A 24,628-nucleotide genomic window follows, 5' to 3' on the forward strand; every position below is an offset into this window, starting at 1 on the left:
TTCATAGCACGGAAGGTTAGACAGGCTGCTTTTTTTAACTGGTTTAGTTCAATACGATATTGATCGAGCAGTGGTATTTTCGTTGTTATATCTGCACGGATCGGTTATGAAGAGAAGATCGCGTAACCGATATAGAGCATATTGTGGAAAATGTATAATACGGCGTCTTACCGTTATGAGATTGCCATTACTGATTTTTTTGACACTGGCTGCCGCCTGCCGGCAGGAACTGAAGTTTGAGGCCAGCGATACTGGCGACGCGCGGCTGGATGCATACAACGATCTGCTCAACGAGATCGTTGCGCGGAGAACGTACAATATCTATCTCGGGGAGGATGAGGAAAAACTGTTTGACCTTGGAATAAAAGATTCCGCCGCGGCCCGTAAAGAAAAGGTACGACTGCACAACCGGCTGTTTGGTGATACCTCGCGGTTTTGGACACTAGTACTGGATACGTTCCGCATGCCGCAATTAAACGATGCGGAAACGGAACAGCGGGAATATCCCGACGCGGCGGGGAGATTATTTCCTTTGCTCGACAGCATTTCCCCCGACCGACAGGCCGTGATCGACCAGCTGAATACGAATATGGACGAATATCCGCCCGCCGCGTTCAGCCTTCATACCGCGCGGACAAGACCGATGGAAGAAGCGCGCCGGCGCAACGAATGGATAATCGGGCGGCTGCGGCTCTCGCGCATGGTGTTTAACAAACGGATGGACAAAGCGTTGGTGTTTTACGAATTTAAATGCGGCGATCTTTGCGGCAGGAAAGAGTTGTTGCAGTTGGAAAACAAGGGAAAAGGATGGAGAATTACCCGCTCGATGTCTTTCGCGGTATATTGATACCGGTGAGTTAAAAATTTCGTATACCTGTTACAGTAATTACAATAATTTTTCCCCGAACGCCGCATCGCCCCAAAAAGATTGCTGAAGCTGCATTTGAGCGAATGCAGTATTGGGATTGAGCATTTTTATACCAGCAGAAACGCGGAACAATCCGGTTCTTTATGGTCTAAAATTCCACTTTGTGAAACATTACATCTGCACACTGCTAATGTTGCTGCTGCTATGCGCGGGAACGAAGGCGCAGAGCACCGTTGCGCCCGCCGGCAATGCGGTGATACTCACGCCCAAACAAAGCCCCGCCCCGCGCATCAACGGGCCGAAAGTATTCGGCGTACGGCCGCGGCATCCCATCCTGTTCACCATTCCCGCCAGCGGCGAAAAACCGATGCGTTTTTCCGCCAGCGGCCTTCCCAAAGGCGTAAAACTGAACGCCGCCACCGGCCGCATCAGCGGAAGCGTGACCAAACCCGGCACTTATGTTCTCAAACTTTCCGCGAAAAACAGTTCCGGCGAAGCCAAACGCGAACTGCGGCTCGTAGTGGGCGAAGAGATCGCGCTCACCCCGCCGATGGGCTGGAACCATTACAACATCTACGGCACCCGCATCACGCAGGCGCAGGTGAGCGCACAGGCGCGGGCCATGGCTTCCAGCGGACTGATCGATCACGGCTGGAGCTACATGAATATCGACGACGGATGGCAGGGCCGCCGCGGCGGCGAATTTTATGCCATCCTGCCGGATACCGCGCGTTTCCACGATATGCAGGCGCTCTGCGACGAAGTGCATGCGCTGGGGTTGAAGATCGGCACTTACTCCACGCCCTGGGTGGAATCGTACGGTCACCGCATCGGCGGTTCTTCCATGAACAAAGAAGGCATTTTTGAGCGCACCAAAGAAAACGTGCCGAGAAATAAAAAACTGCTGCCTTACGCCATCGGCACTTATTCTTTCCTCGGTAACGACGTCAAACAATTCGCAAAATGGGGCTTCGATTACCTGAAATACGACTGGAACCCGATAGAAATGCCTGAAACCAAAGCGATGTACGACGGCCTCCGCAACAGCGGGAGAGACGTAGTGCTGAGCCTTTCCAATTCCACGCCTTTCGCAACCATCGCCGGTCTCAGCACCGTATCGAACGCATGGCGCACCGGCGGCGATATTAAAGACAACTGGAAAAGCCTGAAGAGCCGCATTTTTACGCAGGACAAATGGGCGCCCTACGCGCGCCCCGGCCACTGGAACGATCCGGACATGATGATCGTGGGCGTGGTGGGCTGGAACGCTCCTGAAAAATGGCCGAGCAAACTCACGCCTGACGAACAATACACACATATGAGCGCATGGTGCCTGATGGCCGTACCGCTGCTGCTGGGCTGCGATATGACCCGCCTCGACGATTTCACGATCGGCCTCCTTACCAACGACGAGGTATTGGCCGTTAACCAGGACCCGCTGGGCAAACAGGCGGTCATCGTATCGCGGCAGGGCGACGATGTGGGCGTGATGGCCAAAGACATGGAAGACGGCTCCAAGGCGGCCGGTCTTTTTAACCTGGCAGACGATGGCGTTCAACAGGTTACGGTGAAATGGGAAGAACTGGGCATCAGCGGCAGATACATCGTGCGGGACCTCTGGCGGCAACAGGATATCGGTACGTTCGAAGGCCGGTTTTCCGCGCCGGTGAACCGGCACGGCGTAGTGATGATCAGTCTCCGGAAAACAAAATGAATTTTGTGCAACCTGCTGGTATAATCCGGTTTTAGCGATTATATTGGCATGTTAAAATTCATTTATATGAACGCGATCGTCAGAAAGTTCGTTGAATACATTTACAATAATTACATCGGCAATTTCCTGGGGTTTGTGATCGGGATGGCTTCCACCAGGCTGGTGTCTCACTTCTTCACCACGCGCAGCATCCGCAACCTCTGGGGGCTTACCGCGCGGAAAACAGTGGTGGACAAACACACGTACACCACGATGGAATGGGTGATCTCGATCATCATCGGATTTATCGTGTTTGAGCTGGTCAGCAAGTGGTTGAAGAAAAGGCTCAACGAAATGTTGCCAAAATACAAGCTCACGCAGTGGATGGTAAAAGAGGAAACCAGGAACCTTCCGCCTGCACAACAAAAACCAGCAGTACAGCCGGTTTCGGGGAACCCGGAATAAACCGTTTCGCTGCTGTGCTAAAAAAATCACGTTATGAAAAAACATTTTTATGCGCTTTGCGCAGCAGCTTTTTTAATGATGTCCGCGCTTCCGCGCGAAACATACGCACAGGCAAAAAGTGAATGGGCTTACTTTGGTCCGGGCGGGAAACTGGCATATAAAACGCTCGAAAAAGGCGACCGCATCCCCGACTTTTCTTACGCAGGATACATGGGCGGCGGCGTGCCCATTCCTTCTCCCGTCGTTACTATTACGCTCGACGCACAATCCGGCGGCAACGCCGCGGCTATCCAGCAGGCGGTGGACGAGCTGTCGAAACGCAGTCTCGTGAATGGTTTCAGGGGCGTGTTGCTGCTGAAGCCGGGCGTTTACAACTGCGACAAAACGATCAATATTACGGCAAGCGGCATCGTGATACGCGGCAGCGGAAACGGAGAGAAAGGCACTGTGCTGAACCTTACGGGCGCGCCGCATACCGGCATTTCGGTGAGAGGCGGGGCGAACGTGCGGGAAACGGGTTTTACCGCTGTGCTCACCGATGCATATGTACCCGTCAACGCCAGCGTTTTCCATCTTTCCGATACGAAGGGCCTGGCCGTGGGAGACGTGGTGCGCATCAGCCGCCCTGTAACGCCTGCCTGGGTGCATTTTATGGGGATGGACAGCCTTGTGCGCGACGGTAAAAAACAAATCTGGATCACGGGAGATATTACGGTAGACCGTGTGATCGCGAAGATCGAAGGGAAAAAAGTGACCGTCACCCTTCCGCTCACCGATAATTACGACGCGGCTTACCTCGGCAATGGCGGCGTAAGGGTATCGAAGATCATCTCCGGCGGGGAAATAGAACAGGTGGGCCTTGAAAACTTCCGCATCGTTTCTCCCACACAGTCCGGCACCATCAGCGAAGGCCATCACAAAGCATTTACGATCCGCAACGCGGTGGATGCCTGGGCAAGGAATATCGAAGCGCTGAATACCATGAACAGCATCAGCGTATCCGACGCAAAACGCGTAACGCTCGACCGTGTGAACATCCGGCACGAAACGCCGTCCAAAGGCGCGGCCAAGCCTGCAGACCTGAATGGCAGCGGCTCGCAGATTTTATTCAATCGATGCAACATCCAGGGCGACAATGTTTTTTATTTCGCCACCGGCGCCAAAGTATCCGGCCCTATCGTGCTGCTGCATTGCACGTTCACCGGCAACGGATGGATCCAGCCGCATCAGCGCTGGGCTACTGCCGTGCTGGTAGACAACTGCAACGTGCCCACGGGCGGCATTGATTTTATGAACCGCGGCGTAATGGGCTCGGGTCACGGCTGGTCGATCGGCTGGGCCGTAGCATGGAACTGCAAAGCCAAAACTTTTCTCAACCAGCAGCCGCCCGGCTCGGCCAATTGGGTGATCGGCAGTGAAGGCGAAAGAACCAAAAGAGCGATCCCTTTCGATACGGTCCCGTACCTGCCGGAAGGCATTTTTGATTCCCACGGCAAGCCGGTTGCGCCATCGAGCCTTTACCTCGCGCAGCTGGCAGAGCGGTTGGGAAAAGGTGCGGTGAAGAACATCGGTTATTGAACAGATTTTTAACAGCGCCCGCAGTTGCAGGGCCGGGGTGCGCCTGCTGGTTTACCGGCAGGCGCGCTTGTTTCTTCGAATTGCATAACGCGGCAATCACAGCGGATATATTTATCGGCCCATGTCCCTAATTGGCTTAAATTTAACCAGCCAAAACCCGTTACCATGCATCCCCAGGGCTTTGATTTCCAGCGCACGGTTAACCAGCCGCCCGTACTCGAAAATTACAATTCATTTGTTTCCAACACCGCGCTGCAGGCCGCGATGAACGCTTACGGCGGCAACGCCTTTTCCGAACAGGCTACGGCTTTCGGCCTGCTGATGGGCGGCCATGACATGCAGGAAGCGGGCGACCTGGCGAATAAAAATCCGCCCCGCCTGCGCACGCACGACCGCTTCGGCAACCGGCTGGACGTGGTGGAATTTCACCCCGCCTATCACCGAATGATGGAAACCAGCATCCGGTATGGCGTGCATTCCGTGGCATGGACGTCGAGGTGCAGCGGCGGGTATCTTGCCCACAGCGTTCTATCGTACCTCAAACAACAGATAGATGAAGGCAGCAGCTGCCCGCTGACCATGACGTTCGCCGTTACGCCCTCGCTGGAGATAGACCCGGCAATTGCACAGGAATGGCTGCCGCTGGTGCTTTCCAACGACTACGACGAAAGGCATGTTCCTTATTTCGAAAAGAAGGGCGTCACCTTCGGCATGGCCATGACCGAGCCGCAGGGCGGCAGCGACGTGCGCAGCAATCTCACTTTTGCGAAAAAAGAAGGCAACAGTATTTACCGGATCACCGGTCGCAAGTGGTTTTGCAGCGCGCCCATGAGCGACGCCTTCCTGGTGCTGGCGCAGGCTGAAGGCGGGCTGAGCTGTTTTCTCGTGCCGCGTTTTTTGCCGGACGGGTCGAAGAACCGGCTTTGGTTTCAACGGCTGAAAGATAAGCTGGGCAACCGTTCCAACGCTTCGGGCGAGCTGGAGCTTCATGAAACCTGGGGCCGGATCATCGGGGAAGAAGGCCGCGGGATCGCCAATATCATGGAAATGGTGCGGCACACGCGGCTCGATTGTGCCACGGGATCGGCCGCCACGCTGCAGCGCGCCGTGGCGGAAGCCATTCATCATTGCCTTTACCGCGAAACGTTCGGCAAAAAGCTGATCGATCAGCCATTGATGAAAAACGTGCTGGCAGACCTGAGCCTGGAATCAGATGCGGCCGTTACGCTGGCGATGCGCCTTGCCAAAGGGTTCGACGATTCGCTGACGGACGAAGAAGCCATATATTTTACGCGCATCGCCACGGCGGTGGGCAAGTTCTGGAATACAAAAAGAGCCGTGCTCGCCGTTGGCGAAGCGCTGGAATGCATCGGGGGGAACGGTTACGTGGAAGAATCCATCATGCCCAGGCTCTACCGCGACGTACCGGTGAACGCCATCTGGGAAGGCTCCGGTAACGTGCAGGCGCTGGACGTGCTGCGCGCAATGCGCAAGGAACCGGCCAGCATGGAAGCCATGATGAATTATTTCCGCGCGGCGAAAGGCCAGGATCCAGACCTCTCGCGGCACCTGGATAGCCTGGAGCAATTGCTGGCCTCGCCGGACGTGCACGAGCTGAAAGCCCGCGTGATCGTTGAAAAGATGGCGCTGGCCATACAGGCCGCCGAACTGATCCGCATCGCGCCGCCGGCCATCGCGCATTTGTTTTGCCAGTCGCGGCTTTCGGCCAAAAGAAACCTCACCTGGGGCGCGCTGGAAAACGGCGCGGCGCTGGACGAGGCCATCGGCCGGACCTACCGGGAAAGCTGAAAAATCCTTTCAAAAACCTGTGAAAAAATCGGCAAATTTGCAACCACAAAACCTGTAAAAAACCTAACTGAATGAAAACGTCCAAAAGCGCGGCAATCGGCTTTATTTTCGTGACATTACTGATCGACGTGATGGGCTGGGGGCTCATTATTCCCGTAATGGCAGACCTCATCGCGCAGCTAAAGGGCATCCCGGTAAACCAGGCGAGCACCTACGGCGCATATCTTCTTTCCATTTTCGCCATCACGCAGTTCGTGTTCGCGCCGATGGTGGGCAACCTCAGCGACCGCTTCGGGCGCAGGCCGGTGTTGCTGCTTTCGCTGCTCGGTTTCGGCATCGATTACATCATTCTCGCACTGGCGCCCACTTACGGCTGGCTGTTCGTCGGCCGCGTAATAGCGGGCATCACCGGCGCGAGTTTTACCACAGCGTCTGCCTATATCGCCGATGTAAGTACCGACGAAACTTCCAAAGCAAAAAATTTCGGGCTGATCGGCGCGGCATTTGGTCTCGGTTTTGTGCTGGGCCCTGCGCTGGGCGCGCTGCTGGCTAACTGGGGCATCAGGGCGCCGTTTTATGCGGCGGCCGCTTTGTGCCTGCTCAACTGCATATACGGTTATTTCCTGCTGCCGGAATCGCTGGCGAAAGAAAACCGCCGGCCCTTCGACATCAAACGCGCAAACCCTTTCGGCTCGCTGAAATTCCTTACACAACATCCCGAGATCAGGGGGCTGGCGGCCAGCTTTTTCCTGATCTACCTCGGCGCGCAGGCCGTGCAGGGCAACTGGAACTTTTTTACGATCTACCGTTTCAACTGGAGCGAAAAAATGGTAGGCATTTCACTGGCGGTAGTGGGCGTGCTGGTGGGTGCGGTGCAGGCCGGGCTTACCCGCGTGGTCAACCCCAAGATCGGCAATGAAAAAAGCATTTACCTCGGTCTTTCGTTGTACATCGTAGGGCTGGTACTGTTCGCCTTTGCCACAGAAGGCTGGATGATGTTCGCATTCCTCGTGCCATACTGCCTCGGCGGTATCTGCGGCCCTTCGCTGCAATCGGTCATCTCCGGCCATGTGCCGCCCAACCAGCAGGGCGAACTGCAAGGCGCGCTCACGGGGCTTATGAGCGTAACGACCATTATCGGCCCGCTGATCATGAACGGTTCTTTCGCTTATTTCACCAGCAGTAAAGCGCCGTTCCAGTTCCCGGGCATTCACTTCATACTCGGGGCGATCTGTATTTTCTTCAGCATACTTATTACTTACGCGGTGCTGAGCAGAGAAAGAAAGATGAGGCCCCTGCCGGTGAAAGCGGAAAGAGAAACCTTACCATTAGAATAACGATTCAACAAAAAAGCCGCGATCATTCGCGGCTTTTTTGTTGAAGTTTATCGTTTCCCATAACCGCTGTTGCCATGGCGATCGTCGTCGTCGTTGTTTCCATGCCCTTTTCCTTTTTCTTTCACCAGTTTATACACCTGGCCTGTAACGCCGCTTGGCCCTGCTACGCCAGACACGGTGAGGTACACTTCCCCTTCCAGGTCCTGGCCGAAACCTTTCAGGTAAAAACCGAGATCGTTCGGCCGGTCTTTCAGTTTCACTTCGCTGTAATCCCATAAACCGCCGCCGTTGCGCGGGCTGGCTACGAACAGTTCGCCGTTGGGTGTGCCGCCGGGCTGGGAGAAACTACCGAACAGGTACATGCCCCTGAGCTCGGGTATTTCACGCCCGCGGTATACGTTGCCGCCGATGATGGTGGTGGCCCTGCCGCCCGCCGGGTTCGCGCTGTTGTTCACCTCGATCACCGGGTCGATGAAATTCATGCCGAATACGTCTGTAGCCGGGCAACCGGGCAGCTCAACGCTGTTGTTGGCCGCGTTGAAACAATGCGTGCCTTCTTTTACGTTCCAGCCGTAATTGCCGCCTTTTCTTACCACGTTGATCTCTTCATACAGCACCTGCCCGGCATCGCCGGCGTACAGCCAGTTGTTGCCGCCCATGTCGAACGAAAAACGGTAGGGGTTGCGGAAACCGTAGGCGTAGATCTCATCCATGCCGGCTTTGCCCACGAAAGGATTGTTGGGAGGAATGGCGTAAGGACTGCCGCTGTTCACGTCGATGCGGAGGATGTTGCCGAAGAGATTGGAATCGATGTCCTGCCCGTTACCGCCGGCATTGGGAAGATACCAGTCCGTTACGTGCCCGTTGGCCACGTCGTTGGCGCCGCCGCCGTCGCCAATAGCGATGTAGAGGAAGCCGTCTGGCCCGAATGCCAGCGCACCGCCATTGTGGTTAGACTGCGGGTCGTCGATATCGAACAGCACCCTTTCAGAGCTCATGTCTGCCATGTTGGGATTGGCGGACACTTTAAATTCGGCGATACGGCTGAGGTTGTTCCAGTTCGCGCCGGGTACGGGGCCGCCCGTTCTGGCGGGCCGGTTGTAATAGACGTAGAATTTGCCGTTCTGCCTGTAATCCGGATGGAACGCGAAACCCAGCAGCCCGCGTTCGTCGTAGTTGGGGTTCAATGCCACCATCATGCCGCTAACGTCGAGGAAAGGAGCGGCGAGTTTATTGCCGTTTTTGTCTACGATCCAGATCTTGCCCGCCTGGTCGAGAATAAAAAGCCTGCCGGTATTGTCCGGCGATTCGACGGCGCCAAGCGGGGAAACAAGGCCGTCTGCGATCAGTTTCAGGGTTACTTCTTTCTTCGGCAGATCGTCGAATTTTCTACAGCCGAACGTCAGCAACATGCTTAGGAAAATAAATGCCAGCGGCCCCGCAAGGCCTTGGCGGAAGGGGCGTGTAGCCAGTGTGGAAGTGATTCTCATAGTTTCTCAATTTTTGACGGTTAATAATCAAAACGAACTAAAAAAATCATGATAGGCAGAGAGAAAGTGCTCAGTTTCTTTACCGGAAGGAAGGGGACAGGTTGATAACGGCAGTAAAGAAAAAAATGAGATAATAAATGATTACGAAAATGAACGGAGAAAGGTTGTGCGGTGGGATGAAATTTTTTTTCAGCAGTAAAAATGCGGCAATACATGGTTTTGCGGAAACAACGGTAAAGCAGTGCGATAATTTGTATATTTAAAAATACGTCAACCAAGAGCACGCGAATGAAACCTCAAATAAGGAAATTATACCAGGTGTGGGAGCACGAAATGAAGTCCGTCGAAAAAACGGATATCCCTGTCCGGTTCGACGAGATCGTCAGTTCCGTATTTACCGCGGGCCCGTCCTATTTTTATGTGATCGACTTTTTCGATATGACGCTTTCGCATATGAGCGCTTCCGTGAAAGAAATTCATGGGCTGGAGCCGCGGTCTTTAACGTTCAGAGATATACTCGACCTGATCCATCCGGATGATGCAGGTTTCGTGGAAAAGGCGGAAGCCGCCATTATCAGCAAGTTTGAGGAGATCGGGTGGGACAAGCTGATGAAATACAAAGGAAGTTATTGTCTCCGCATGAAAGGGGCGGACGGTGGGTACCGGCTCTTCCTTCACCAGCACCTCGTGCTCACGCGGGACATGAATGGCGGCTACGCCAAATGCCTTAATATTCATACGGACATCAGCCACCTCGTTTCCGTCAATAATTATAAGCTCTCACTCATCGGGCTCGATGACGAACCATCTTATTGCGACATGCACGTACTGAACGATCAGCCCGGAAGCCTTCGTTTTACGCGCCGGGAAATGGAAGTGCTGCGGCTGATCGCTGAAGGGCTCACTACCGTGCAGATCTCCCAAAAACTAAACCTCGCGATGGATACCGTCAAAAACCACCGCCGGAATATTCTTTCCAAGGCGGGCGTAAAAAATACCGCCGAACTGATCCGCAGCTGCGTGCTTAACGGCTTGATTTAGCTGTTTTTATAAAAAAATGACCCAAAAGGGCTATACCTTTCAGTCCGCTCATTCCGGTAAATTTGCGGTACGAATACCTACTACACGCACACTAATTCCTATAATATGAAATGGCTGACCATTTGCTGTTTTTTGATGGCAGGAACCCCGGTTTTGCACGCCCAAACTTCCAACAGATCTTCGCCCCGGGAATTTGTCTGGACTTACCAGGCTCCCGAAAATCAGACCCGCGGCCCGCTGGATATCAAGGTGGTTGGATCTTATTATTTCACGCGGATGTCTTTGGGGAATAAGTATACGGCGTCTGTGCATCTGAATATAAAGTCGATGGAATTTATCCCGATGTTCGGCTCGCGCCGCTACAAATACAACGGCCATATCTATAAAGAAGCGGATTTAAGCGGGGTTGAAGGGGAAAAGTCGCACGAATTCGACCAGTTGCGGATTACCAGCATAAGCATACAGATAGCCCCTAATTCCATCGAGAACGGGAAAAGGGTGACCATCGGAGACGGAGACCATGCTGAAGTGGGCATGGTGGGGGAAAACACCATCCTGGACCACCTGTCGCTAAATCTCGTGTCTTCGCGGTTGGTATTCCTGAACTGGGAAGGGTCCCCTGTGATCGAAAGCAGGATACTGGCCATGGCGAAAGCGGCGAAAGACAAAACAGCTTATCAGCAAACGATCAACGAGGCCGATGCCGCTTTTAACGCAAAAAACTGGAGCGGGGCGCGCTCGTTGTATGGGAAGGCGGCCGTACTGATGAGCAAAGAACAATATCCCAAAGACCAGATCGCCAAAATCGATAAAATACTCGCGGAAGAAAAACAAACGAAAAACACAGCGGCCAACGCAGGCGCCGCTCAAAAATCCCAGGAAAACACGGCTTCCGCGAAAAACAACAACGACGACGATTACTGGGGGGCCGGGAAAAAGAGCGCTTCGGCTTCCGCCGCCACGCAAAACAACAGGCAGGCCGCCGCTTCGGAAAACTCCCAGCCCATGGCGGTAGATAAAGAGGGGAATTATTATGTGAAAGACAATTCCGGCAATTATTACAAAACCAGCAAAGAACATTTCGACCGGGTAAAAAACGATTACAACGAACAAAGGAACAAACCCGCGAGAGACGCTTACCTGGCGCAAAAGGCGCAAAACGAGCGGGAACTTATGGGGCGCCTCGATTCTACCATGAACAGTTTTACGAACCATATGAACGCGCAGCGGCAGAAAGACGAACGCGACGGAGAGCTGGCGGCCAGCAGTTTTTATGCACGGCGGGCGGTAACGGAAGCAAGGTCAGGCATGCAGGAGCTTTCTCATCTCGAGGGCACGTTTGAATCGCTGGAAGAACTGGAAAATGCGTTCAGCCAGCAATATGCCGCCATCAGCGGTCAGCGGGAGCAAATGGCCAGTGCGAGCCGGAACCATAATGCCGCAGCGATGGATTATGCTTTTAAGGATGCGAATGCCAATGTTGCCGCCTTCAAAGGGGCCGCTACCGCCGTGAGCAACTGGGCGACGGATGCCGCGGCCGCGCGCCGCGCCCGTGAAGCGCGCGAGCAGCTGGCACGGGAAAGGGCAGCTGAAGAAAGGCGCATCAGGGAACGGAAATGGCAGGCTTTGCTCACGTTGCGCAAAGGATTGCTGAAAAATTTCCCCGAAGGCGGCGTGCCGCTGTCGTCGCACAAGGTGACGGCAGACAATCTCTATTTCTTCGGCTACGTAATGGATTCGGCGGCGGTTACTGAACAACGGCCCACCATGCTGATTAGCAATGTTTATAGGATACAGCGGTATGGCGACGGCTCCTGGCCGTTCAAAAATTCGATCCTCAGCGAGTTGAAAAAAGCTTCCGGCGCGCAGAAAAATATCGTAATGGTGGGTTATTACACAGACGAAAATCAGGCTGTAAAAATGCAGGAAGCATTCGTGTCTATCGCAGCAAAGTCTGAAATGAACACCCAAACATTCACTTACAAAGGAAAAAAATCATCTGGAAGCGGCGGTAACGCCAATTTCTGGGGCACCGGAAAGGAGGATAAAGCCACTCAGCCGGCCGGCAAAACCGTCAAAAACGAGGATGATTTCTGGGGCAAGCCCGCTGAAAAAGAACCGGTGAAAGACAGCACGGCCAAAAAGAACGATTACTGGGATTAAACTCAAATGCAGTTAATGAAAAAATTTTTATTGCTGGTTTGCCTGGGCATGGCTCTTTCCGCCATATCCTTCGCCCAGTTGGGCAAAATGCAGTACGAAGATGCGGAAGAACAATTCGCGGCGGGAAAATTCAAAGAAGCGCTCAGCCTGCTGGATGAATCCGAAAAAACGATGGGCAAAAGCAACCCGATGATCGATTACCTGCGCATCATGGCGCGCACGGAATTGTTGAAGAAAGACCTGAAAGCTAATATCGGCCAGCTGGAGACCGCGCAGAACGAAGCAAAGGCCTTTCTGGCGAAATACGACAGCGATGCGCGGGTCGAAGAGAAATACCGCGAGGTGTACAAAGCCTCCAAAACGCTGGCGGCATTTCCGACCAGGGAAAAACTGGAAAAACAGGCGGCTGAAGAAAAACGAAAAAAAGAAGAGGAAGAACTGCGAAAGAAAGAAGAAGCGGCTACGAATTTTTTGCCTGGTTACAGGGACGGAATGAGTGCGGAAGAAACCAAAAAGGAGATCGCCGGGTTCCAGGCCCAGCAAGCCGCGACCACTGCGCAATTGCTTTATTTCAATAATTATCAGCATGTGGTGTTCATATCCCCGAAAACCGGCCACAGTTTCGGTTATACGGTGAGTTATTCGTTTCTTAAATCCGATAAGGAATGTACCGACGCATGGTCTACCTACGATGAGAAAAAAAAGGAGATCACGCGGGTGTTAGGTGTAGAGCCGGTTGAGGAACCCGGGCAAAAAAGAGCAGGCAGGAACACGCTTTCCTCTAAATGGACGAAGGGGACAAAAACCGTTACGCTTACGCTGGTTTGCATCACGATCAGGCGTTCTACCACTGCTACCGTCATGCTTCTCAGCGATAACGCTCAATACAGATAACAGTATGCTGCTGCCGGTGTTCAGCAGCTGAAATTCCAGATACAAATAAACGAACATGAAGAATCTATTACTGATAGTTATGCTGATGACCTGTTTTTCGGCCGTTTCTTTCGCTCAACTTGGTAAAATGCAGTACGAAGACGCGGAGGAACAGTTCGCCGCAGGGAAATTCAAAGAAGCGCTCAGCCTGCTCGATGAATCCGAAAAAACGATGGGTAAAAGCAACCCGATGATCGATCACCTGCGCATCATGGCGCGTACGGAGCTGCTGAAGAAAGATCTCGCGGCTAATATCGGCCAGCTGGAGATCGCGCAGAATGAAGCCAAGGCGTTCCTGGCCAGGTACGACGGCGATACGCGGGTCGAAGATAAATACCGCGAGGTGTACAAAGCTTCCAAAACGCTGGCGGCATTCCCTTCGCCGGAAGAACTGGAGAAAAAGATCGCGGAAGCGAAGCAAATAGAGGAGGAAAAAAAGCGCGACGAGGCGGCGAATTTTCTGCCTGGTTATAAAGATGGCATGACCGCCGCGGATGCAAAAAAGATCCCCGGTTTTATGACGCAGCATTCCTCGGATACATTACAAACGCTGTTCTTCAATAATTACCGTGATGTGGTATTTGTATCCCCCAAAACCGGGCTATGTTTCGGATATATGGTGCATCATCAATATCCCAAAACCGATAAAGCATGCACAGGGGCGATGTCCAAATACCACGAAAGAAAAGCCGAGGTCACGCGGGTGCTGGGCGTGGAACCTTTCGAGAAAAAGCCCTCCCAGACCACGCCCTCTCAGGCCGGCGCCGGCGGCTTAACGGCGCTCGTCACGGCGATGGCGGAGCGGAACACGTATGTCTGTAAATGGACGAAGGGAACGAAAACCATCACCCTGACTATGATCTGCCAGCAGTTAAAACGTTCTACCAATGCTTCTGTTATGCTTATCAGCGACAATAACAAATTCAGATAAAGAAATATGAAAAATCTGCTACTGTTTGTCATCATAATGACCTGCTCGGCGGCATCTTTCGCGCAACTCGCCAAAATGCAGTTTGAAGATGCGGAAGCCGCCTACGGCGAAGGGAAATTCGCCGAAGCCGTGAAATTGCTTGACGAAGCGGAACAGTCGAACAAAGGCGCGAACCCGCCTATCATGCACCTGCGCATCCTTGCGCGTGTCGAACTGATCAAACAAAACCCGGATAGCGATTTTGATATCATCGACAAGGCGAGGAAAGAAACCGGTCTTTTTCTTAAACAATACAACGGCAACGCGCAACTGGAGGATAAATACCGCGAAGTGTACCAGGCGTCGAAAGTATTGAAAGATCTACCGCTTACGCGGGAGGCATTCGAGGAAGTACGCGCAAAAGAAAAGAAGGCCAATGCGGAAGCCGAGCTGGCAAAGAACGAAAAGAAGAAGCAGTTTTTGCTGTATAGCCTTATCGGGGAATTTCCCAAAGGCACTACCCTGGAAGCATTTAGGAAAAAACACAAGTTAAAAGACTGGCGGTTTACAACCGAACCGAACGGAGACAGAAGGATTGGCATGGGGGAGTACAGCCTGGTATTCCGCGGAGGGAAGATAATAGGGTACGTAATAGGGGAATTGGGGGAGAACGATCAGGGACATGAAGACGCAAAAGCGGACCTTGCCAATAAGGTGGCTTATTTTACGAACCTTTTTGGATTTGAACCGGAAGTAAAAGACGCGAAATACACTGCTCCCGCTTCAGGCACCTTTTATACCTGGGCGTACGAAAAGAAAACATTTATCGTCGAATCCAGTTTTACCCTCAGTGGAAACATGTACAAATGGTTTTTTTATTACTACGACTATGATGAAAGCTAAGCTGAACGATCTTTTTCAAAAACGCCGGGATATTTTTCGTGGAAAAGGCAATTGCCTTTTGCTGTTTATCCTGCTGTCAACATTTTTTGTAAAAACATCTTTCGCGCAACTCGCGAAAATGCAGTTCGAGGACGCGGAAGCCGCTTACAACGAAGGCAAATACGCCGAAGCCGTGAAGTTACTGGACGAAGCGGAACGGTCGAATAAAGGGGCAAACCCGCCCATCATGTACCTGCGCATCCTTTCGAGAGTGGAACTGATCAAACAAAACCCGGAAAAAGATTTCGACCTCATCGACAAAGCAAGGAAAGAGAGCAATCTTTTTCTGAAAACATACAACGGCAACGCGCAGTTGGAAGATAAATACCGCGAGGTGTACCAGGCGTCGAAAGTATTGAAAGATCTGCCGCTTACACGTGAAGCGTTCGAAGAATCGCTGGTAAACAAGAAGCAGGCTGCGGCGGAAGCGGAGCGTATCAGGAAAGAGAAGCTGCGGCTTTTCCATTCCGATGATCTCACGCAAGGCTTTAAGAAAGGGTCACTGGAAGAGTACAGGAAGATCTATCAGGTAAAAAAAGCATCAGTATTCAAAATGCCGAACGGCGACAGGCAGATCTACGTTAGACACGAAGGCCGGTACTATTACATATATTTCCGGAATGGGGAAGCTTACGGCTACTCTACAACAGAAGAATTTAAGGATGACGAAGCTCACCAGGCGGGGAAGCGCATTCAAGCCAAAAAGATAGCGCATTTCAATAACGCGTTTGGTTTTGCACCGGAGAGCGAAGTACAGAAGTATGTAAAATCCACGACAACCGGTACGAAATACAAATGGGCACACGGGAATACCGTTTTTTATATGGAGGTTGTGTTTTATGTATCCGGCGGAGCGTACAAATGCTCTATAGACTACTATAATTTCGATAAACGGGATTAAGCAAAGAATATGAAAAACATACTGCTTTTTACGCTACTGATAATCTTTTCCATCCCCGCATCTTTCGCACAGCTTGCCAAAATGCAGTTTGAAGACGCTGAAGCGGCTTACAGCGAGGGTAAATTCGCCGAAACCGTTAAATTGCTGGACGAAGCGGAACAGTCGAACAAAGGCGTAAATCCGGCCATCACGCACCTGCGCATCCTCGCCCGAACAGAACTGATCAAACAAAACCCGGACAAGGATTTCGATATCATCGACAAAGCAAGGAAAGAAGCGGAGCTTTTTCTTAAACAATACGACGGTAACGAGGAGCTGGAGGATAAATACCGCGAAGTATACCAGGCATCGAAATTGTTGAAAGACCTGCCGCTTACCCGGGCTCAGTTCGACGAAAACATCCGGGGAAAGAAAGAAGCTTCGGAGAAGATCCGGATGGAAAAGATGCGTAAGTTCTTTTCATATGGTTTTATTAAAGACTTCGAAAAAGGATATACACTGGAATCGTTTAGAAAGAAAAGCAAGGCGAAGGATAAATACTTTGATTTGTTAGACAACGGGGATAAGCAGTATCGTGCCGACAACGTTCATGTTGATCCTCATTACATCATTTTCCGTAAGGATATTGCCATCGGGTACAGAACCTGGGATTCGTTTTTTGATAACCAGGCGCATGAAAAGGGAAAGCGTTTGCTAACCGAAAAAATAGAAGCTTTTAAAGACCTGTTTGGTTTTGATCCGGAAATTGAAGAAAATAAATATAGTGTATCCACGTCCAGCGGCACTACGTATACATGGAAGCTTCAGCATAAAACGATTATAGTACAGTCGGAATTTTATATTTCCAGGGGTTATTATTCCACGATCATTTATTACATTGATTATGACGAAAGTTTTATTCAGATGTAGACGGAACCCATAACCCATAACATAAAGCCCGCCCTTACCAGCGGTTTTTTTATTATTTTCTCAAAACCATCGCAAACAATAAACACATCCCCGCCAGGTTCAACACCGGCCTCGCCATATGCGAATACTCCCACCGCGCTCTTAACATTTGCCAGTTATCCGGCAGGAATGTCCAGTTGCGCGTAGCCTGGTTCGCCGGGAACGTATATAGAAAAAACAGCAGCAAACTTACAGTTGCAGGATAATATCCTCAAAAATTATACAAATCCCGTATGAGTATTATTGGTAATATTTCTTATGGGAAGAATCCCCGCAAATCCTCTCTCCGCGCCGCCTGTGGCCTTCGCCTTTTTAATTTCTGCCAGATTGTTTACATTTACCGGCATTGGAATCAACGAATTTGTCAACCGATCCGTCATACGAGGACGCCGAACTGATCATTTTATTTCAGCGGGGAGAACGGGTAGCCCTGCATGCGGCCTACGAACGTTTTTTCCGTCCCCTGTGTTATTTTGCCGATCAGATGGTGGAAAACACCATGGCGTCCGAAGACATCGTTTCCGAATGTTTCATCCAGGCTTTCAAAAGAAAGGAAGATTTCCCCTCCATAGCTCATCTGAAATCATTTTTATATACGTCTGCCCGCAACGCCGCCCTCAACCATCTGAAGGCGCAAAAACGGCACGGTGATGTTCATCACTCGCTGGAAAACGCTGCGGAGCGGCTGGACACGGACGTGGAAAAAGCATACATCAAGACCGAGGTGATGCAGCTGATCTTTTCCGAGATCGAAAAGCTGCCGCCCCGTTGCCGCGACGTGGTGCGCCTCGCAGTAATCGACGGTAAAAGCGCCCAGGAGATCGCCACGGAGCTGAATATAGCCTACCAGACGGTCTTAAATCAGAAAACAAAAGGAGTGGGGCTGCTGCGCGTCGCCCTGCTGAAAAATGAACTCATTTCCCTGCCCGTGCTCATCGCAGCCCTTTCGTTGCTGCGTACCTGAAATTTTTTTTCGAGACGGCCGGTAGAATTTGACGCGTTAGTTGTTTTAGGGGTATATGGGCATGATAGAGAACAATGACCAGATCATCCGGCTGATAGGTAAATACCTGGAAACCAGCCTGGATGACGGAGAGCGACGCATATTGGACGAATGGCTGAACGCTGCCGAAGATAACCGCAGGCTGTTTCGGGAACTCACCGATCCGCAACAGGTATCGCGGGAGCTGCGCCGTTTTTATGCCTATAACTCTGAACGCATTGCCCAAAAGATCGGGGGAGAAATACCGGCATTCGCCGCTCCCGCACCCGCACCGGTGCACCGCCTGCATTTCCTGCGCCGCTGGGGATGGGCCGCCGCCGCGGTGTTGCTCCTGGGCGCCGGTACCTGGTATTTTACCACGCAACAACAAACAAATCCTTCTCCTGCAACCGTAGCGGCAGCTGAAATTTCTCCCGGCCGCGAAGGCGCCATCCTCACCCTGTCAGACGGCCGCCAGGTGGTGCTGGACAGTCTTGCCAACGGTACCATCGCGCAGCAGCAGGGCACCGATGTAGTGCTTTCCAACGGACAGCTTACCTATAACGACGATCGCAGCGATGCTCCCGGCATCGCGTACAATACGATGACCACGCCCCGCGGGCGGCAGTTCCGGATCACGCTTCCGGACGGCACGAGGGTCTGGCTGAACGCCGCCAGTTCCATCCGTTACCCCGTCGCTTTTACAGGTAAAGAGCGCAAAGTGGACATTACCGGCGAAGTATTTTTTGAAGTGTCGAAAGACGCTTCAAAGCCGTTCCTGGTGAACGCCACGGATGAAGTCTCCATTTCCGTGCTCGGCACCTCTTTCAACATCAATGCTTACGACAACGAAAAAAATATAGCCGCCACGCTGCTGACAGGCGCAGTGAAAGTAACCGTACCGGGAAACAGCAAAGCGCCCGTGCTCCGGCCCGGCCAGCAGGCCAGCATAAACAGGGCCAGCGGCCAGATGCAGGTGCTTCAGGCGGAGCCTGATAGGATCATGGCCTGGAAAAACGGTCTATTCAATTTCGAAGGGGCCGGTATCGAAGACGTGATGCGCCAGCTGGAACGCTGGTACGACATCCGCGTCGTTTACGAAAACGGCATACCAGACATTACATTCCTCGGGGAAATAGACAGGCAGATCGCATTGCCCGACCTGCTGGAAATATTAAGAAGAACAGACGTGGACTTTAGAATTGAGGGGCGCACATTGATCGTGCTCAACAACTAGCATACATAGGCATAACTATAGGCTAAAAGAAATCGAATTAAGAACCAGCCAAAAAAGAGAACCGTCACGGGTTGCAGCCGTGACGGTCTCACATGATCCGGTTGAGGCTTAAACGGACTTGCTATTCTCATTTATTAACAACCAAATCGCTTGCAATTTATGCAAAAAAAATGCTATTGGCCGCCCGGTGACCGGGGAAAAAACGGCCTGACCAAAATCACCCTGGCTATGGGACCGACCAAAGGAAGATCCCGTCACGCCAACCTAAAAATGATCATAAACGCGATGAAACTGACTGCGATCCTTATGGTGGCCGCAATTTTACAGGCATCCGCTTCCGGCCATGCACAAACTGTCACCCTGTCTGCTAAGACTATACCTTTAAAGAACGTATTTGCGGCTATCAAGGCGCAAACCGGCTACGTGGTGTTCAGCAATGCCAATACCATCAACGAAAACCAGCAGGTTTCGCTGTCTGTGAAAGACATGCCGCTGGAAGACCTGATGGACCTGGTGCTGAGAGACCTTCCGGTTACTTTCCTGATCAGGGGCAAAACTATCGTATTGTCGCGCAAAGCGCCGGTGGCAGAGCAACCGTCTGCCCCGCCGCCCGTTTCCGTGAGCGGCAGCATCCGTTCCCGGTCGGGAGAGCCTTTGCCGGGCGTGTCTATCCGTGTGAAAGGCACCAATATCGGCACCGTTGCCGCTAACAACGGGAATTTTTCCCTCCCCAATATCCCGGAGAATGCCGTGCTGGTGATCTCCATGATCGGTTTTGAGCCGGTAGAGATCCGCATCAGGCAGGCCGCCAACGGGTATACCGCTTCCACCGTCAAAACCGATCAGGCCGGCCTTGTGCATGTGATCGACGGCGGCGCGCCCGTACTGAACATCACCATGCGCCCCCGCGACCTTTCCATCAACGACGTGGTGGTGACCGGCTATTCCACCGTCAATAAAGGCAGCTACGTGGGCGCTGTATACAGTACGCGCGCAGACGATATCAAGATCGCCGGCGAAACCAGCATCGACCAGATGCTGCAGGGCGTGGTGCCGGGCATGAACGTAATGGTACAGTCCGGCCAGGTGGGCGCAACGCCCAAGATCCGCATCCGTGGTACTTCTACGCTGCTGGGCAACCAGGAACCTGTGTGGGTGGTAGACGGCATCATCCAGCGCAATCCGCTGCCATTGCCGCCAAACAGCGGCAGTCTTGCAGGCGATCTGAACGACCTGCGCCTCATTGCGTCCAACGCCATCTCCTGGCTGAACCCGAACGATATCGAAACGATCACTGTATTGAAAGACGCTTCCGCTACCGCCATCTACGGTTCGCAGGCGGCCAACGGCGTGATCGTGCTCACCACTAAAAAAGGAAAGCCGGGCCAGATAGCCGTTTCTTACAGCACCAATCTTTCCATCGGCCAGCGCCCCAAATATTCACAATATGATCTCATGAATTCCCAGGAGCTCATGAAGTTCTCCAAAGAAGTGTACGAAGCCCGCGACGCCTATACGCAGAGCGTGATGCCTATCGGCTACGGAGAGCTGATCCAGCAGCTGCAGAACAAAGAGATCACCGAAGCGCAATACGAAGCAGGTTTCCGCAAGCTGGAAAACCAGAATACGGACTGGTTCAAATATCTTTTCCGCAATTCTTTCAGCCAGAACCATAGCGTGAGCATTTCCGGCGGTACGGAAAGACTGATGAACCGCACTTCGCTGAACATGCAGCGGCAGATGGGCGAAGCGAAAGGTAACGAGGTGAGCAATTTTTCCGCTACTTCCAACACCACGCTCCGCCTGGGAAGCCGCCTTACGGTGAACCTGCTGCTGAACGGGAGCGTGAACAATACCGAAGGTTTCGCTTACGGCGCAAGCCCTTTCGATTACGCCTACAACACATCCCGCACAATTCCGGCGTATAATGAAGACGGTACTTTATTCTACCACGAAAAACGGGGTACCACCAGCACCGCCCTTCCCGGTGTGATGAGCTATCATTACAATGTGCTGAACGAACTGGAAAACACCGGCAGCCGCAATACCAACAGCACCCTCAGCACGACGGCAGACGTGCGTTTGCAGCTGGCGAAAGGGCTGGAATACCAGGGCCTGCTGTCTTATTCCTCCGCTACAACCGGGCAGAAGTCGTATGCAACGGAATTGTCCTGGTACGTTACCAACATCCGCGGCTACGAGTTCGGCAGCGTGCCTTCCAACTCCCCGCAGGAAAAGAGCAGCCGCCTGCCTTTCGGCGGCCTGGCGGCACTGGAGAGCTCTTCCAACAAAAGTTATACTTTCCGGAACAGCCTCGTATTTAACCGCACTTTTAATAAAAAACACTCCGTAACCGCGCAGGCCGGTATCGAAGCGCGCTCCTCCAACCTGGAAGGCGACCTCGCCACCCGCTTCGGTTACCTGCGTTACCGCGGCGAAAGTTATGCGCCCGTGCCGCTGAAACCGGTACTGACCAACAACGGCAACGTCGAAGACCTGCACGAAGCCATGCGCCTGAACTCCCGCATCATCACGCAGCAAAGCAATTACCTGAGCGAATACTTTTCCGCATTTTACAACTACGACCAGCGTTACGTATTTAATTTTAACGCGCGCGTAGACGCCTCCAACCGCTTCGGCCAGGACAAAAACAAACGTTTCCAGCCTACGTGGTCCGTTGGCGGTAAATGGCGCGTTGCGAACGAAAAATGGTTCGGCAACGTGGCCTGGCTGAACAACCTGGACCTGTCCGCCACCTATGGCTACCAGGGTAACGCGGTGGAAGAAGTATCGCCTTATCTCATTGCCACCGATGGCGGCCTGAGCAGCGAGTACAATCAGTACATCCTCAACATCAAATCGCTGCCTTATTTCGACCTGGGCTGGGAAAAGACCCGGAGCTGGAACGTCGGCATGGACCTTTCGCTGTTCAACGGCAGGGTGAACGCCACGGCCAACTATTTCAGGAAAGTGAGCAATGTGCTGGCGCCGAGGGACGTGCCGGTGGAAAACGGGATGGACGCGGCGATCGTGTTCGGTTCGCAGATGGAGAACTACGGCTACGACTTCATCGTGAACATAGTGCCCATCCGCACGAAAGACTTCACCTGGCAGCTGTCGGTTAACAGCGGCCGCACGCGCAACGTGGTGAAGGATAACCAGAAGGTGAACCTGTTGGAAGATTACCTGAACGGCACCGCGGTGCTCAACGGCAAGCCGTACTCCACTTTCTATTCTTATTCCTTCGCAGGCCTGAACCACAGCAACGGCGTGCCTTTGTTCAATAACCTGGACGGCAAGCCGAGCGACGACTATACGAACTTTCTGGTGGAAACCGGTAAACTGGAGCCGGACTTTACGGGCGGTTTCAACACTTCGTTGCGTTACAAAAACTTCTCGTTCTCCGCCATGTTCTCCCTGGCATTCGGGGCAGACAAACGCCTGCCTGTGTATTACAGCACGTCCGGCGCGCCCACGCCCGAGCAGAATGCGCCGCGCATACTGGACCAACGCTGGAAACAGCCGGGAGACGAACAGTATACGAACATTCCGGCCGTGCCGCCGGGCAATCCGCGCAGGTTCGAGATCGAGCTGCCGCTGCTGACGAGCAGGCTGCCGGTATCGCCTTACGATCTGTATAATGTTTCGGATTACATGGTGGCCGGCGGCGATTTTATCCGTTGCCGTTCGCTGGCGCTCAACTACCAGTTCGGGCCGTCTGTGCTGAGAGCCCTGCATGTGAGGAACCTTTCTTCCTCCTTCAGCCTCACCAATCCTTTCTTTATCGCCTTCGACAAGGCCTGGAGGGGTTACGATCCTGAAACAGCGGGCTGGCCTGCACGCCGGGTAACTTCCATATCATTTAACATGACCTTCTAACACTGACGCGCATGAAATATAAATTCTTTGCAATACCGATGATCGCCGCCACCCTTGCGCTGGGCGGATGCTCTAAGTTCCTGGAGGAAAAATCACAGAGCGATGTGATACCGAAAACCGTGGTGGATTTCCGCGAGCTGCTGCTGGGGTCGGGTTATCCCGGTAAAACCAACCCGGCGGCGATGGTGTATCTCATGGACGACGACGTGGACCTTAACTGCGAATCCGGCGTAAGCTCGGGATACCCGATCGTGGGTACGGACCCGGTAAAGGAAGACTACCTGCTGTATACCTGGCAGCCCCGCCAGGCGGAAGAAAATGGCCTCGGCATCCGTATCGGCGACCAGGCCGGCAGTACCGCCTATTTTAAGGTATACGAACGCATCAAAGGCTGCAACGCGGTGCTGGATTATGTAGACGATGCCATCGGCACGCGGGAGGAAAAAGACCGTGTAAAAGCGGAAGCGCTTGCGGTGCGTGCGTTCCACTATTTCACATTGGTGAACCTGTACGGCGATCCTTACAACCAGAACCCAACCGGGCCGGGCGTGCCGCTGAAGATGACCTCCAGCGTGGAGGCCGATTCTCCCGCGCGCAATACCGTGGCGGAAGTATATGACGCCATCGTGAAAGACCTGGACGAAGCCGCGCGGCTGATGGACCCTTTGCCTATCGTGCGCAAAGATTTCCATATCAACCAGCCTGCTATTCACATCCTGCTGTCCAGGGTATATCTCCATATGGAAAAATGGGAAGACTGCGTGGCGGAAGCCGACAAAGCGTTTGCGTTGGGGGCTACCGTGCCGGACCTTACCAACATCACCGCCGGGCGGTGGATCAGCTACGACAACGCGGAGGTGGAATGGATGACCGGCAGCACTTACCAGGAATACAACCAGACCGATTACGCACCCTCCCGTCAGTTTATGGCGAGCTTCGGGGCAGACGACGTCCGCGGAAAATTCGGTTTCTCCAGGCCGTCTAACAGCGAAAACTCACCGCTGCTGACAAAGTTTTTGACCAACGGCACGGAAGCCATCTCCCAGGCCGTGCGCGCCTCCGAAGCAATGATGAACCGCGCGGAAGCATATGTGCAGCTGAATAAGCTGGGCGATGCGCTGAAAGACCTCAACGCGATGCGCCGCCGCCGCATTATCGGTTACGCGGACGTGAGCATCGGCGACAAAGCCGTATTGCTCGCGGAAGTACGCGAAGAGCGCCGCAAGGAGTTCTGCTACGAAGGTTTCCGCTGGTTCGACCTGCGCCGCTACGGCAGGCCGTCTATCACGCACCGTTACCAGCACGAGCCAACCGAGCAGATATTGCAGTATACCCTGAAGGAAAAAGACCCGGCGTACACGCTGCCTTTCCCTTCGAGCCTGCTGCTGCGCAACCCGAAACTTACCCAAAACCCTTCGGCGTCTATACCGAACCGCGTTGGACAATAAATTT

At 53.0% G+C, this 24,628-nt stretch carries 18 protein-coding genes; 17 read left to right on the forward strand and 1 reads right to left on the reverse strand.

Annotation, left to right across the window (positions count from 1 at the left end; all coding sequences use genetic code 11):
• Positions 1 to 175: 175 nt before the first annotated feature.
• From J7I43_RS15245 to J7I43_RS15270, 6 genes are all read left to right on the forward strand, one after another.
• Positions 176 to 847, forward strand: coding sequence for a hypothetical protein (locus J7I43_RS15245; protein WP_209146585.1), 672 nt, complete (start codon positions 176 to 178; stop codon positions 845 to 847).
• A gap of 184 nt (positions 848 to 1,031) precedes the next feature.
• Positions 1,032 to 2,582, forward strand: coding sequence for a putative Ig domain-containing protein (locus J7I43_RS15250; RefSeq protein WP_209146586.1), 1,551 nt, complete (start codon positions 1,032 to 1,034; stop codon positions 2,580 to 2,582).
• Positions 2,583 to 2,648: 66 nt separating this feature from the next.
• Positions 2,649 to 3,026, forward strand: a complete 378-nt coding sequence (locus J7I43_RS15255) for a hypothetical protein (RefSeq protein WP_209146587.1) — start codon at positions 2,649 to 2,651, stop codon at positions 3,024 to 3,026.
• A 33-nt stretch (positions 3,027 to 3,059) separates the two neighbouring features.
• A complete protein-coding gene (locus J7I43_RS15260; RefSeq protein WP_209146588.1) occupies positions 3,060 to 4,604 on the forward strand; it encodes a hypothetical protein in 1,545 nt (514 codons plus the stop codon).
• 165 nt (positions 4,605 to 4,769) lie between these two features.
• Positions 4,770 to 6,413 carry an acyl-CoA dehydrogenase family protein gene (locus J7I43_RS15265; protein WP_209146589.1) on the forward strand — a complete coding sequence of 548 codons (1,644 nt, stop codon included), beginning with the start codon at positions 4,770 to 4,772 and terminating at the stop codon, positions 6,411 to 6,413.
• 71 nt (positions 6,414 to 6,484) lie between these two features.
• A complete protein-coding gene (locus tag J7I43_RS15270; RefSeq protein WP_209146590.1) occupies positions 6,485 to 7,750 on the forward strand; it encodes a TCR/Tet family MFS transporter in 1,266 nt (421 codons plus the stop codon).
• 47 nt (positions 7,751 to 7,797) lie between these two features.
• Here the strand turns inward: J7I43_RS15270 and J7I43_RS15275 are convergent, their stop codons facing one another.
• Entirely contained in the window at positions 7,798 to 9,240 is a 1,443-nt protein-coding gene (locus tag J7I43_RS15275) for a PQQ-dependent sugar dehydrogenase (RefSeq protein ID WP_209146591.1), read from the reverse strand.
• 288 nt (positions 9,241 to 9,528) lie between these two features.
• On the opposite strand from J7I43_RS15275, the gene J7I43_RS15280 reads away from it, so the two are divergent.
• From J7I43_RS15280 to J7I43_RS15330, 11 genes are all read left to right on the forward strand, one after another.
• Positions 9,529 to 10,281, forward strand: a complete 753-nt coding sequence (locus J7I43_RS15280; RefSeq protein WP_209146592.1) for a LuxR C-terminal-related transcriptional regulator — start codon at positions 9,529 to 9,531, stop codon at positions 10,279 to 10,281.
• A 306-nt stretch (positions 10,282 to 10,587) separates the two neighbouring features.
• Positions 10,588 to 12,444 carry a hypothetical protein gene (locus J7I43_RS15285; protein ID WP_209146593.1) on the forward strand — a complete coding sequence of 619 codons (1,857 nt, stop codon included), beginning with the start codon at positions 10,588 to 10,590 and terminating at the stop codon, positions 12,442 to 12,444.
• Positions 12,445 to 12,459: 15 nt separating this feature from the next.
• On the forward strand, positions 12,460 to 13,338 hold the full coding sequence (locus J7I43_RS15290; RefSeq protein WP_209146594.1) for a hypothetical protein: 879 nt from the start codon (positions 12,460 to 12,462) through the stop codon (positions 13,336 to 13,338).
• 55 nt (positions 13,339 to 13,393) lie between these two features.
• Positions 13,394 to 14,308: a hypothetical protein gene (locus J7I43_RS15295; RefSeq protein ID WP_209146595.1), complete on the forward strand. Its 915-nt coding sequence runs from the start codon at positions 13,394 to 13,396 to the stop codon at positions 14,306 to 14,308.
• Between the two features lie 6 nt (positions 14,309 to 14,314).
• Entirely contained in the window at positions 14,315 to 15,190 is an 876-nt protein-coding gene (locus tag J7I43_RS15300; protein WP_209146596.1) for a hypothetical protein, read from the forward strand.
• Positions 15,177 to 16,130: a hypothetical protein gene (locus J7I43_RS15305; RefSeq protein WP_209146597.1), complete on the forward strand. Its 954-nt coding sequence runs from the start codon at positions 15,177 to 15,179 to the stop codon at positions 16,128 to 16,130. Before J7I43_RS15300 ends, J7I43_RS15305 begins: the two co-directional genes overlap by 14 nt.
• 9 nt (positions 16,131 to 16,139) lie before the next feature.
• Positions 16,140 to 17,039, forward strand: coding sequence for a hypothetical protein (locus J7I43_RS15310; protein ID WP_209146598.1), 900 nt, complete (start codon positions 16,140 to 16,142; stop codon positions 17,037 to 17,039).
• A gap of 400 nt (positions 17,040 to 17,439) precedes the next feature.
• Positions 17,440 to 18,042 carry an RNA polymerase sigma factor gene (locus J7I43_RS15315; RefSeq protein ID WP_209146599.1) on the forward strand — a complete coding sequence of 201 codons (603 nt, stop codon included), beginning with the start codon at positions 17,440 to 17,442 and terminating at the stop codon, positions 18,040 to 18,042.
• 61 nt (positions 18,043 to 18,103) lie between these two features.
• Positions 18,104 to 19,297: a FecR family protein gene (locus J7I43_RS15320; RefSeq protein WP_209146600.1), complete on the forward strand. Its 1,194-nt coding sequence runs from the start codon at positions 18,104 to 18,106 to the stop codon at positions 19,295 to 19,297.
• 228 nt (positions 19,298 to 19,525) lie between these two features.
• Positions 19,526 to 23,176 (forward strand): SusC/RagA family TonB-linked outer membrane protein, encoded by a 3,651-nt coding sequence (locus tag J7I43_RS15325; RefSeq protein WP_209146601.1) that lies wholly within the window; start codon positions 19,526 to 19,528, stop codon positions 23,174 to 23,176.
• A gap of 11 nt (positions 23,177 to 23,187) precedes the next feature.
• Positions 23,188 to 24,624 (forward strand): RagB/SusD family nutrient uptake outer membrane protein, encoded by a 1,437-nt coding sequence (locus J7I43_RS15330; protein ID WP_209146602.1) that lies wholly within the window; start codon positions 23,188 to 23,190, stop codon positions 24,622 to 24,624.
• Positions 24,625 to 24,628: the final 4 nt, after the last annotated feature.

Source organism: Chitinophaga chungangae (assembly GCF_017742215.1).
Taxonomy (GTDB): domain Bacteria; phylum Bacteroidota; class Bacteroidia; order Chitinophagales; family Chitinophagaceae; genus Chitinophaga; species Chitinophaga chungangae.